Here is a 13,222-nt window from a genome sequence, read left to right as displayed (position 1 = left end):
GCAGCGAAACACCAACGGATTTCCGTCGCAACGCGATCCACCATCATAAAATGGTCAGCTGCGGGCGCCTTTTTTGCCCTCGGGCGCTACAATGGTGACTGCGGCGTGCTGCCTCGCCGCGTCTGCTCCGCTGTTCCGCTCCGCAAGTCGTTTGAACATGAAATCAGCTGCTCCATCCGCCGTTTCCTGTACGCCTCGGTTCCTCGCGCTGTCGCTGGCGCTGATGCCGGCGATTTTGTTTGCGTTGTGCGGTGGTGATCGTGCCCGGGCCCAGCAGGGCCGTTTCGGGGTGGGGTTTGATCAAAACATGTCGCGGTTCATTCCGCCGCCACGATTGCTGAATCAGCGATTGAAGGACGCCGAGGAGGCGATCGCCGACGCCAGGTACAGTGACGCGGTGGTTGTCTTGGGCGACTTGCTCGAACGCCACGTCGACCCGACAAACGATCCGACGATCGCAGGCCAAGACTTTTTTCTGGAGATCCGCGACAGCGACCAGCAGCGGTTGGACAAGAGTTTTTTGCGTCATTGCCGCGATTTGATCGGGGCGTTACCCAGCGACGCGTTTGCCACCTACGAGCTTCGCTACGGCGCACTGGCCAAACAATTGCTCGATGACGCGACGGGTGACCGCGATTGGAAACGTCTCCGCAGCGTCCGCCGCAAGTACTTTCACACCGCGGCCGGGTATCAGGCGTCGTTGATTTTGGCCCAGCGCGAGATGTACCTGGGGCATCCCCTGGCGTGCTCGTTGTTGCTCGATGATGTGGTGGCCAGTCGACACGCGGTCGATCAACTCGGCGACGGGTTGTTGGCGATGCATGCGATCGCCTGTCGTTTGGCCGGTCGCACGGTCCCGCGTGATCTGGGGTCGATCAGCGTGCAATGGAATGGGGACGACGCCCCGACCGCCGAAACCGTGACCGATTGGCGGAGCTGGATCGATGGGCACTATCAAGTGCCCCAAACCGATTCGATCAGCCGTTCGACCGACTATCCGTTGCTGGGCGGATCGGCCTCGCGAAACGAAACCGCCGACGGCCAGCTACCGCTTTCGACGCCCCGCTGGATGCTGGAAACCACCGCGACTCCGTTGGAAGAACAACGGTTGAGGCAAAAGGCGGAGGAGTTGGCGGCCAGCGGTCGATTGGTTCCGCCCAGCTGGACACCGATCCGAGTGGGCAATCAGTTGTTGATGCGGACGACCGAACGTCTGCGGGGCGTGGACTATCGAACCGGAAAACGGGTCTGGCAGTATCCTTGGTTTCAAACCGACGTTTCGGCCGACAATGAACAATACGACGCGATGCTGGGGATGGGATCCTCTGATCCGCCGGACCGTCTCAGCCGCCGGGTGTGGAATGATTTACCGTACGGTCAAATCACCAGCGATGGCGAGCGGGTGTTCTTGCTGGACGACCTTTCGCCGTTTCAGATGTTGCAAATCAATCCGCTGATGGGGGTTCGCAACACGAGCACGGCCGACGGCGGACGCAACACCTTGGTCGCGTTGGAATTGGAAACCGAAGGCAAGACGCTGTGGCGTCTGGGCCAAAACCCGACCGTCGAAAGTGAGCTGAACCAGGCGTTCTTCTTGGGGGCGCCGATTGCGGTCGATGGGGCTCTGTACGCGATGGCGGAAATCGCCGGTGACATCATGCTGGTCAGCCTGGATCCGGCGACGGGAAACCTGTTGTGGCAGCAACAACTGGTGGCGATCGAGGGTGCCGGGATTCAGTTCGACGCGATCCGACGCATTTCCGGCGCGACGCCCAGCTACCACGAGGGCGTGTTGATTTGCCCGACGGGCGCCGGCGCGACGGTCGCGGTCGATCTGGCCGACCGGACGCTACGTTGGGGAAATCCCTATCAACGCCGCGCGATGGGCAGCATCATGTTCAACTCGCGTTCGGGGAAGTCATCCGACCAGTTGTTGCAGCGCTGGCACAACGCCGCCGCAACGGCCAGTGGTTTGAGTGTGCTGGTCACACCGGCCGCGACCGACAACCTGTACTGCTTTGAACTGGTCGATGGCAAAAAGCGATTCAGCAAATCGCGACAGGCCGCGTTTTATGTTGCCGGAATTCGCGACGACCAACTGTTGATGGTCAGTGCACGTGAAGTCGTCAGCCATGACCTGGAAAACGGGCGACTGAATTGGCGGACCGATCAGCGTTTGATTTCCGCCGGGCAACAGATCGTCGGCCGGGGCGTGTTCGGCGATCAATCCTACATCGTTCCGACCAGCGGCAACGAGTTGGTCGAGATTTCGTTGGAAGACGGCTCGCTGGTCGATCGCGTGACGGCCCAGTTCCCGCTCGGCAACCTGATCGCCATCGACGGTGAGATCATTTCACAGGGCCCCACACGGCTGGTCGTCGCCCTCGGTAAAAAAACGTTGGGACCGCGTGTCGAACGGATTCTTCAAGACGACCCGGACAACCTGGACGCGCTCGTCCAAAAAGCGCTGTTGTTGAGCGAACGGGGCGAGCGTCAAGAGGCACTGAAGGTGCTGCAGAAAGCACGCCAGATCGATCCCGACAGCGACGACGTGCTGATGTTGTCGATTTCTTCCATGCTGGGTGAGATGCGTGAAAACCCGACGCCGCCGCCAGGTTTAGAAGAGGAACTCGATGCGTTGATCGACACGCCGGCGCAACGCTTGGAGTTCGTGGCGTTGAGAATCCAATCGGCACTGCGAAACCGATCCGTCCAGGCGGCGACGAAGCGGTTGCTGGAATTTTCCAGCGTGATGACCAACCTTTCCCTGGTCGGCAATGAAGACGATTCGATCCTCCGCGACCCCACACGCGATTGTGCACTCGACAGCTGGGTCTCCGCGCGAGCCGCCGAGGTGATGCGGATCGCCGAAGAAGACAACCAACTCGACAGCGTTGAACAGGAACTAAAAGCGCATCTGGAAGCGATGCCCGCCGATTCGAGCAAACGGTTGTCGGTCATGAGCGGGCAATTCGGCCCCCTGGGCATTGATGAGCTTGTCGTCTCGCTGGCCAAACGACGGGTCGCCGAGGACGAATTGTTTTCGGCCGAACGCTTGCTGTTGGGGCCGACCCTGCCGTCTCGGCTTGTTGACCAGCAACAGTGGCGTTACACGCCGCGGCGCGCCGCCATGCTCGGAGAGGTCTACAGCGAAGGTTCGCTGTACCAAGATGCCGTGGCCGTCAGTCAGACGATCTTGAATCCCGTTGCGGAAGACGAAGACTCCGCCGATCTGGCTGCGGATTTGAAAACCAAGGTGCGGGACATGCAGACGCTCGCCGAAGACCAAATCGCCGCTCAGACGCTGCCGCTGGATGTCACCGCGCCGGTCTCGCTGTCGTGGCAATCTCAATCGCTGCCGGGCGGGGGACGGTCGACGTTTCTGCAAGCGGTGGTCGACCCGACGCTCTACGGCGGACGGACCTTTCAAGGCTGGAAAGTGGTCAACCGTGGCGGTTCGGTGATGTTCCAGAACCCCAATGGCGACGTGATCCCGTTGCCGATGGATGAGTTTCGTGCGGCAAGGATTCAAGACCGCAAGGCCAAGATCAGCGGCGGGCTGATGATCCTGGAGCGTCCGGGGCGAATCTCTGCGGTCGACCTATTTGCGATGCAGGGCAGTCGCCGCAGCGAAGCGTCGTTGTGGTCGCGCGACTTCGGGGCCGACGGGGCAACCAACACCCAGCGCAAGATCGAAACGACCGTCTTCGGGGATTCCAATTTTTCCTACCCGACCAATTCCGGCGCGGCCAATCAGATCAGCGAGTTCCGCGTCGGACCGGTGCTGGGCGATCGCGTTCTGGTGTTGCAAGCGGGTGACTTGATTGCCGTGGATACGCAAGACAAAGAAACCCTGTGGCGAAATTCTTCGGCGCCAACGATTGGGCACATCGTGGTCAACGACAGCCGCGTCGCCGTTGTATCCTACGTCAAAGGAATCTTCGCTTCGGTGTCACAGTTCGACCTGTATGACGGTCGCAAAATTGATTCGGCCGACTGGCCCTACGGCAAGGTCTGGGCAACCAGCGGGAAACACGTCTTGGCCTATGACGTCGATCCGAAATCCTCCGCGGCGATGGTGCGTTTGGTGGATCCCTTCAGCGGCCAAGTCGCTTTGGAACTCGAAGCGTTGATCAAACAACCGCTGACCCAGGGGGCCGGCCGAGGTTGTGGACGAATCTTGCAAGACCGCTATCTGGTGCTGTTCGATAGCACGGGGCGACTGGTGATTTGGGACCTGCTGAGCGCGACCGAGCTGTGTCGCCACGAGCTCGGCGAGATGCCGGAGCTGCAATCGATGTACGCGATGTGGATGGACGGCCAGATCCTGGTGCTGCCGGCCAACGCCGTCGTGCGTCAAAAAGGCGACATGCTGACCCAGCACGGTGAAACGCACCGTACCGTGCACCAGATCATCGCGGTCTCGACGCAATCGGGGGAGATCAATTGGACCCGTGATTTCCAACACGATCCCTGGGGCATGACGATCGACCAGCCGTATGGATCGCCCGTGGTGTTGTTGGCCCGTTCAAAAACCATTTACGAGATCAACAAATCAACGCCCAAGATGGACGTCGCGATGCTGCGTCTGACCGATGGCGAAACGATCCACGAACAGTTGGAGCGAGTTGTTTCGCCACAGTCGACCGGGCTGACCACCTTCCTGACCGCCCAACCGGAACTGCGCCGCGTTCGAGCGACGATCGACGGTGAAACCTTGATCTACACGTTCGGTGAATCGCCCCAGCCGATCCAACAACCGGTCGATTGAGCCGGATCTTGGATCCCGCCGCCGGCGACCGTTTTTTGTTCGCGGCAGGGCGCTCGCGGGCTGTCGATTGAGTGGAATGGGTTGAGGCAATGGTGAGCCGTTGGCCGTAAGGCCTCGGGCAACGCTTGGATGCCCGGCCGCTTACGCGTCGCGGCTCACTCACTAAAACGACAAGCCGCTCGCGCCGTTCCGCCAACTCCTCCGGTGGCGTCGGGCTGCCCGATGCCGGAAAACCTCGCGGCTGCCGATCCGCAGGGCTGATCGGATCCCCCTCATTCGGCGAGGCGTGCATCACGCCATCATCGGCGGACAACGGGCAGCTCGGCAACGCTAGCGATGATAGGCATTGACGCTCCGGGAAGCTCCCCCAGGCTAACAGGGCGCAGGTCGGCGATTCCTTTGGCTGAGGTGCCATCGGGCAGCCGCGCGTCTGCTATTCTTTTCGTGTTTTCGTCATTTTGTCTCCAACCACCCAGATTTTTATGTCGCTCCTTCGTGAAAATCTCTCACTGTTCCATGATGCGGATGAATTACAGCGTGCCGTCGGTTGGGACAAGTCGCTCACCACCGACCCGGTCGAACGTGACAACCTCCGCACGTACTTGGTCTTACAACTGGCTGCGGCCGGGCTGCTGGGCCGTGACAATGAACTCGGCAACGCGATGACCAAGTTTTCGAGTGGGATTCTCGATAACATTCGTGAAAAATCGCGTTTGCTCTCCTCGCACCGCGTCCCCGTCGACACTCGAATCGAAACGTTCCTCAACGGCTATTTTGCCGATGAACTGCGCAACGGAACCCTTCATCTTCCGTCCAGCTCGTTGACGTTGGACCGTCACGGGATGGCCCGCAAATTGAGTCTGCCGATCAACGGAGACTCCTTTGAAAACGATCTGGTCAGTTCCTATCGCTGCACCAATGGGGTGTTGAACAATCCACGTGCGGACCGTCGGACGACCGCGGGGACGTTCCATGTGGTCGAAGGCGGGCTGCCGATTCCCGGTGACAAGCGTGCCGTCCCCAAGGGCGTGTTCGTCAAACTGTTCCGGGCGGCGATGAATCCGCCGAAAGATCTGATGCTGCTGCCCTACACGAGCGAGTTGAAGGACCCGGCGCACACCTGGGTCTCACTGATGTTGCGGCCGTTGGTCTGCCCGGAGGTTCCCGGGTTCACCAACGCGCTGTCGATGGAGACACGATTCTTCGCACCGGCCAGCTTGGTGAGTAACCTGGATTTTGTGGAATCGATCTTCGGCAACGGAGGCGATCCGCTGATCCCCGAAAACGATGCCGGACTCGATGTGAAATCCTGGACGGGGCATACGGGCTGCGTGATTTTGGCCCCCCACCTGACCAAGTTGACGAAGAAGGAACTTGGATTGCCGCATGAGAGCAGTGCGTCGGAGCGGCAGCGCCGCGACGGGATGTGTTGGAGTGATGAATCGGAATGCTACAACAACGGCACGGCGTTCAAGTTGACCTGTCGCGACCGCCGTGGCGTGGTCGTCACGCTGATCGCGGACAACTACTACGGATACTGCAAGAAAGAGGTCAAGACGCAGATCAGTTACGCCTGCAATCTGATGGGGCGATCGGAAGAGGAGCACGCCGGCGGAGCGCTCGCGTTCGCGTCGTATTCATTGGGGGAAGAATTCCAAGTCGACAGTCAACGCTACAACGGGCGGACGTTTGATGACGTCGTCCGCGACTATGCGGAATTTGTCGATGCCAAACCCGAAGGCTACGGCGTTGATCGCAACGACGAGTCGATCATCTACATTCCCGAGAATGCCAAGGTGACCTTGGAAGAGCGGTGCATCAAGTGGACACGCGACGGCAACGAACACCGGATTCCGCTTTCACCGGACCAAATCTACATCGCCCCGAGCGGCTATAAAATCCGCTTGGAAAAACACCCCAACGCGCCCTCCTGGCGACTGGTCGGAACGGTCGGCGAAGGCGTTTTCTGTCACAAGCCCTGCACCGTCAGCGGTGGCGGCAAGAGCGAGATCAGCAAGAGTCTTCGCGACTACATGCTCTACGGCCCGATCTTTGTCGGCGACCGAGACGATGACTTTGCCAAACTGGACGATATTTTCGAGAAGGATTACTCCCAACGCTGGTCGGACAGCTATTCCGGACGAACCGATTACACCGATGGACCGAGCCGCAGCGTGTTGAGCCCGGCGCGGAGTCTCGGCAGTGTGATCAAGCTGCTGACGCCGTCACCGGATTACAACGACGATTACAATCGCTGGCTCGAAGGCATTCCCGAACGCGTTTACTCGATGGCCTTGATCATCAAACGATTCACCAAGGAAGGCGAAGCGTCGAATTGGAAAGATCGATTCGGCGTGGACATCGTCAACGGTTCGCCCGGACACGAATTGAAGATCGGCGATCGAGCTCTGGTGGGGACGTATCTTCGTGTCGGCTTGGATAACAAACGCTGGAGAACGTTCAAGGTGCGTCAGGATTTCATCCCGGCTGCGAAGGTGCAGCGTGAAGACGACATCAGCGCCAGCACCGTCGTCCCGGCCGACCGCATCGAAAACCTTGGCGACAGCGTCATTCCCGCGACCAGCTACAAGTTTATCGAAAACTGCGAGTACCGCTTGTTCCAACGTCCCGATGATGCCATCCATCGAGGATTGGACAAACAGACCGAATGGGACTTGTCCCGGCCGGCCAACTTCATCAGCAATTTCCATCCCTTGACCCACGATGAAGTTCGCGACATCGTGCTCGATGCGATCGAGTTTGACAAATTCACCGGCCCGATGGCGGATCTGCTCACCAAGGCCTACGAGCAGGGGGACAGCTACGTCGTCAGCACGGCCAATCCCCGCCTGGTCGACGGCAAACAGACGAAAAACCCACGCTACTTGCAAGACCGGCCCGACATGGTCTTCGCCCGCGAAACCTATGTGGCCCGGCGCGGGGTCCAGTTCAACCGAGGACTCGGCCCGGATGAACCGATCCATATCCCGGTCGGCGCCGTGCTCGGAGGACGCCGGAACAATCCGCCGGAGCCCGAAAAACGAATTCGTTCGTTGGCTGTCTACTCCCCGCTGCATTATCAAGAGTTGCCCGAATTGGTGATGGACTACCTCTGTTCATTGACCGGCAAGAGCCCCAGCACCACCGGTGCCGGCAGCGAAGGCGCACTGACCAAGGGCCCCTTCAATGCCCTGATGCCGTCGACCGACATGAACAACATGATCGTGTCCATGATCCTGACCGGGCTGGGAGGCTACAGCACCGCCGCCGGTCACATCGGACCGCGGTTCGAAGTCGGACACGACATCTCGTTGCTGATCCCCGAGGTCTGGTGCCGATTGACCCCGGAAGAGCGATCGCCGCAACACATGATCGACAACGGAATGCTGGAACGCATCGAAGATTTCCAACACAACGGTGTCGACATTCCCGCCAGCCGACTCGGATATCGCATCACCCGGCGATTCGTCCGCACCTACATGGCGCGCGTGTTCGATAACCCCAGCAAAGTCTTTACCGACGATATCCTGAAACCGGAACTTCAAGACCCCGATTCGTTCGCCGACGGAATCCTGCATATCGCTGAGGCGCATGCCAAAGTTGCCAAGCTCTACATGGAAGACGGCGGGTACGAGTTGGCCTGCCCGCCGCTCCGGGCCATCGTCAGTATCCTGGCGACAGGCAAGTACGAAGGCAAAACGATCGACGATCCCGAGGTCCGCAACCTGTTCACTTTGGACAACATGCTGCAAAGCGATTGGTATCGTCGTCGCCTGGTGGAACAACAACAACGTGACATCCAGCATTGGACCGACTGCATCGAGCGGATTGAACGGGCGATCGAAACCCTGGACGGTGACCGCCCGCGGATCGATCTCGATCTTGACGAGCGCCTGGCCTACGCCAAAGAACGATTGGCCCAAGCGGAATCGTCGACGTATTTGAAGAGCCTGGTCGGAACGCTCGGCGCCGATCCGATGCGGGTGGCCGCGGACGATCCGGTCCTGGCCGACCGGATGGCCGGCGTTTGATCACCTCCGATGCGGGACCGCCACGATGAAAGTGCTCGTGCTGACCGGCGCCGGGATCTCCGCCGAATCCGGGATCCCGGTTTTCCGCGGCGCAGACGGATTGTGGGAAGGGCATCGGTTCGAGGACGTCGCCACACCGCAGGCGTTCGACCGCAACCCCGATCTGGTGCATCAGTTCTACAACGCTCGACGCCGCAAGCTGCTCGATGAATCGATTCAGCCCAACGCGGCACACGTCGCGTTGGCAGGATTTGAAAAGCAGCACGACGATGCGTTTTTGCTGGTGACCCAAAACATCGATGACCTGCATCAGCGTGCCGGCAGCCGGAACGTCTTGCCCATGCACGGCGAATTGCTCAAAGCACGTTGCATGTTGACAGGCGAACTGTTTGATTGGCGCGGCGATCTGAGTGTCCGAACGCCGCACCCGACCGAACCCGATTTGGTCGGCACGCTGCGACCCCACGTCGTCTGGTTCGGTGAAATGCCGATCGGTCTGGATCGCATCGCCGACTTTGCCGCGGACTGCGATTTATTCTTGGCCATCGGCACGTCGGCCGTCGTTTATCCGGCCGCGGGCATCGTCGCAAGCACGCCCCGGCATTGTCGCCGCGTGGAAATCAACCTGGACGACACGCCCCAAAGCGACCAATTTGATTTGACCATTCGGGGCAAGGCGTCGATCGAAGTGCCGAAGTTTCTCGACTCGTTGAAAACATCCTCGATCGGCTGAGGATCAACGTGTTGCCGGGCTCTGAGGGTGTTGGCGAGCCGTCCGGTTGCACCGTGAAAGACCGAAGAGGCTTGCGCCCTACCGCCAAAAAATCTTTGACGGCGCAGGACCCCATCATTCTGCCCCGAATCAATCTGCCATCCCTGCCCTGACTTCCCACCGACTGGACAGCCCACTAACGCCGTTCTTGCTTGGTGGCATGTTCCTGCATCAACGCATCGAACTTGCTCCATCCCATCTTGCAGCCGTTCGTCGTGCCTTTGGGAAACCAGACCAGCGAGCCGTTGGAAACCGTCAACGTGCCCAGCACGCTGCCGTCTGCCTTGACCGTGAATTCGATGTCCGCGCGACCGAGGGGGCGTTTGGGAACATCAAACTCGACTTCATGCTTTGCCATCGGGATTGTCCTTGATCACGGAATCAAAGCGGCCCCACTTCGCCAACTCCACTGTCACGGCGGGGCGCGCAGGCTGCGGATGATCCACATCATACAACACGTCGCCTGCCCTTCGGGTAACGCTGTGCAGCATTTGTTAGCGGAACGGCGCAAGCGGGCTGTCGATTTAGTGAGCCGCGACGCGTAAGCGGCCGGGCACTGCGACGTTGCCCGAGGCCTTACGGCCAGCGGCTCGCCATTAACTCCGCAGAACCCGACTAAAACGACAACCCGCGAGCCGTCCGGTTGCGTTTCAAAAACACCGCACGACCAATAGGTGTCGGTTTTCGTAGTGGAGGTTCTTCGCGGATCTTAGTGGGTAATCACTCAGGACCCAGGTTTTTTGAGGCATTGCTGCGATGTCCGAATGGGGGTTGGACGACAACCGCTCGGTTCAAACGCGCCTCCGGCGACGCGGGCCGGTGGAGGGCACGAAGCACCTTCGGCGCATCGCAGACCAGGTGATTCCTAGGCGGGTTGCTCCTCCGCAGAGCCCGTCTCCGCTACAGCTGGCTTCGCCATCTGACCGAACAGAACCATCGGACATCGCAGTCATCCCTCAAAAAACCTTCCCCGAGTATCCGAGAGCAGCCAGTAAATTCGCGGAAGAACCCGTAGTGGACGCGGTTACGAGTCCCTCGCGATAGGACTCGTAACCTCGTCCACTACCCTGTAATGGACCGAGCGTTGCTAAATGCTTGAGTGCCAAAGTGGATGATGTGCAGTGCGAATCGGCGCGGCCGGTTTCGAAGGTGTGCGTTGAGCGGTTGAGTTGGTTCGCTAGCGCGCGGATTGGCACGTTTTTGACCGCAAGCATGCGATCAGAATGGTCGGTTCGCTTCGGGCGTACTCAACGAATGTTTTTCCTCGGGACCCGGATCGGATGTCGGCAACCGCAGTCCGCCTCACTGCGATGCCTGGTTGCGGTCAGACGTTGACCTGGATTGGCGGCCTGGATTTACAGGGCGGCTTCACCGGTTTCGTCGGTGCGGATTCGCACGACGCGTTCGAGGGGCGTGACGAAAATTTTTCCGGCGCCGATGTGTCCCGTCTTCGCGACCTTGCAAATCGCCTCGATGACCGGGTCGACCAAGGCGTCTTCGATCGCGACTTCCAGCTTGACCTTCGGGTTAAATTTCACGTCCACGACCGCCCCCCGATACATTTCCGTATGCCCTCGTTGGTGTCCGTAGCCCTTCACCTCGGTCGCCGTCGCTCCTTTGGCGCCGATTTCGGCCAGGGCGTCCCTCACCGCGTCCAGTTTCAAGGGGTTGATGATTGCACTAACAATTTTCATCGCAGAGTTCCTCCGGGATAGGGGTCAGTCTCAGTTCTCTGCATCATTGGAGGCAATTTGCGTGCCAAATCGATCACTGCACGAGGATCGAGAAATCCGCCATCGTGGAGTAAACGGCAAACACGATCGCGATCAGCAGCAAACCGACCGGTTTGGCAAATCGCCACGCCGTCATGTCCACCGCGCCGACATCCTCCTGCACAAATTCCGTCTCGCGCGGTTTGATCTCGCCGATCACCAGCATCAGAATCAGCAACCAGGCGAAGACGATTCCCAGGAAATGGTACTCGTGCAAGGACGAAACGATTTTGTCGAAGGGGTGCACAAAGTAGCCGACGGCAATCACCGTAAACCCGGCGATCAAACCGACCTTGGCCGCCAACGGGGGAACCCGCTTGGTGAGCATGCCGATCAGCACCACCGCAAAAATGGGAATGAAATACATGCCGTTCATCTTCTGCAGGTAGCCGAAGATGCTGGTGGTGTTGGCCAGCAGCGGTGCGATCGACATGGCGACCACCGCGACGATCCATCCGAAGATCTTTCCCGAACGGACGACCGCCTGCTCACTGGCGTCTTTCTTGATCACGTTCTTAAACAGCCCCAGGCTGAACAGCGTGCAGGAACTGTTCAGCGCCGAGTTAAAGCTGGACAAAATCGCTCCGATCATCGCGGCGGCAAAGAAGCCCGTCAGCGGGGCGGGAAGCACCTTGTTGACCAACATGCCATACGCCTGGTCGGCCTTGATGTCATCGCCGGCGAACAAGCTGTACGCCAACATGCCGGGGATGACCAAGTAGAGCGGCCCCAGTAACTTCAACGCGCCGGTCAACAAGACCCCTTTTTGACCTTCGGCCAAGCTGCTGGCGCCGAAGGTCCGCTGGATGATTTGCTGGTTGGTGGTCCAGTAGAACAAGTTCAGCAAAAAGATGCCGCTAAAAATCGTGCCGAACGGTACCGAACTGTCGTCGCCGCCGACCGAGTTGAATCGATCGCGTTGTTGTTCCACCAACAAGCTCGCGCCTTCGGAAATCCCCCCCTCGCCGCCGAGCTGCGCCAGTGCGAAGGCGGTGATCATGAAGCCGCCGACCAGCAGACCGACGCCGTTGATCGTGTCGGAAACCGCGACGGTGCGCAGCCCACCAAACAACGCGTACACCGAACCGATCAGACCCACCGCCCAGACGATCAACCACAGCGCCATGGTGCCGGGGTCCATCCCCACGCTCTCGGGCAAACTGCCCAACATCGAAGGCACATCCAGAATGCCGACCATCCCTGTCGCGCCCGTGTACAGAATGATCGGCAACAAGATGCCGACGTAGGCCAACAGAAAAATCAGGTTGGTGATCACCTGGGTTTGATGGTCAAAGCGGATCTCCAGGTATTGCGGAACGGTGGCCACGCCGCTTCGCAAAAACCGCGGCAAAAAGAACCAAGCCATGAACACCAGCGCCACCACACAGACCACCTCCCAGACCATCACACACAGTCCGTCGGTGAAGGCCGCTCCGTTGAGCCCGACCATTTGTTCGGTCGAGAGGTTCGTCAGCAGCAGAGAGCCTGCGATCAGCGGAAATGTCAGCGAACGCCCGCCCAAAAAGTAGCCGGTGCTGCTGCCGTGGTCGTCTTTGCGAGTGATCCACCAGGTACACAGGCCCACGAGCCCCGTGAAAAAAAGGAACGAGAGAAGGGTGACCAAATACACAAGATTGTCCCTGATGGCCCGAAAGCCGTGAATGAGTCGGAAGGAGAGCGTGCTCGGAAGAGTGCCACGGGGCGCGGGCCGTGGCGTCTTCTCGCCGCATCGCCCGCTCGTCCAATGCGACCAGAATGTCGGTAGTCCACAATGTAGCGACCTTGTCCCCGCGTCGCTTGCTTGCACGACGGATTCTCGGCCCGACGTCGTGAAAGCCGTCGACGGCCCGACCGGTTCGTTGCCCCGCACGGTCAA

Annotated in this window: 6 protein-coding genes; 3 read left to right on the top strand and 3 right to left on the bottom strand. The window is 59.6% G+C overall.

All coding sequences use genetic code 11. The annotated features are described in order from the left end of the window. Positions 1-157: 157 nt before the first annotated feature. The 3 genes from Enr13x_RS27610 (at position 158) to Enr13x_RS27600 (ending at position 9,535) form a co-directional block, all read left to right on the top strand. Entirely contained in the window at positions 158-4,771 is a 4,614-nt protein-coding gene (locus tag Enr13x_RS27610) for an outer membrane protein assembly factor BamB family protein (protein WP_197455394.1), read from the top strand. A gap of 482 nt (positions 4,772-5,253) precedes the next feature. Then, on the top strand, positions 5,254-8,802 hold the full coding sequence (locus tag Enr13x_RS27605) for a hypothetical protein (protein WP_145390114.1): 3,549 nt from the start codon (positions 5,254-5,256) through the stop codon (positions 8,800-8,802). Positions 8,803-8,827: 25 nt separating this feature from the next. Then, on the top strand, positions 8,828-9,535 hold the full coding sequence (locus Enr13x_RS27600; protein WP_145390113.1) for an NAD-dependent deacylase: 708 nt from the start codon (positions 8,828-8,830) through the stop codon (positions 9,533-9,535). Positions 9,536-9,710: 175 nt separating this feature from the next. Here Enr13x_RS27600 and Enr13x_RS27595 read toward each other — a convergent pair whose 3' ends face one another. The 3 genes from Enr13x_RS27595 to Enr13x_RS27585 all read right to left on the bottom strand — a co-directional run bounded on the left by Enr13x_RS27595 (position 9,711) and on the right by Enr13x_RS27585 (position 12,976). Then, the gene (locus Enr13x_RS27595; protein ID WP_145390112.1) at positions 9,711-9,932 is read right to left on the bottom strand and encodes a hypothetical protein; all 222 of its coding nucleotides are present in this window, start codon (positions 9,930-9,932) and stop codon (positions 9,711-9,713) included. A 997-nt stretch (positions 9,933-10,929) separates the two neighbouring features. Then, complete coding sequence (locus Enr13x_RS27590) at positions 10,930-11,268, bottom strand: P-II family nitrogen regulator (protein ID WP_145390111.1); 339 nt, start codon at positions 11,266-11,268, stop codon at positions 10,930-10,932. Positions 11,269-11,341: 73 nt separating this feature from the next. Continuing rightward, a complete protein-coding gene (locus Enr13x_RS27585; RefSeq protein ID WP_145390110.1) occupies positions 11,342-12,976 on the bottom strand; it encodes a solute:sodium symporter family transporter in 1,635 nt (544 codons plus the stop codon). Between the last annotated feature and the right edge of the window lie 246 nt (positions 12,977-13,222).

The sequence above is a fragment of the Stieleria neptunia genome, from assembly GCF_007754155.1.
Lineage (GTDB): Bacteria > Planctomycetota > Planctomycetia > Pirellulales > Pirellulaceae > Stieleria > Stieleria neptunia.
The sequence above is the reverse complement of the archived record's forward strand: the minus strand, read 5'-3'. Positions and strand labels throughout refer to the sequence as shown.

What these genes read in the sequence shown, in the direction of transcription:
- Enr13x_RS27610 (WP_197455394.1), top strand. Translation starts at nt 158, where the DNA reads ATGAAATCAGCTGCTCCATCCGCCGTTTCCTGTACGCCTCGGTTCCTC.
- Enr13x_RS27605 (WP_145390114.1), top strand. Translation starts at nt 5,254, where the DNA reads ATGTCGCTCCTTCGTGAAAATCTCTCACTGTTCCATGATGCGGATGAA.
- Enr13x_RS27600 (WP_145390113.1), top strand. Translation starts at nt 8,828, where the DNA reads ATGAAAGTGCTCGTGCTGACCGGCGCCGGGATCTCCGCCGAATCCGGG.
- Enr13x_RS27595 (WP_145390112.1), bottom strand. Translation starts at nt 9,932, where the DNA reads ATGGCAAAGCATGAAGTCGAGTTTGATGTTCCCAAACGCCCCCTCGGT.
- Enr13x_RS27590 (WP_145390111.1), bottom strand. Translation starts at nt 11,268, where the DNA reads ATGAAAATTGTTAGTGCAATCATCAACCCCTTGAAACTGGACGCGGTG.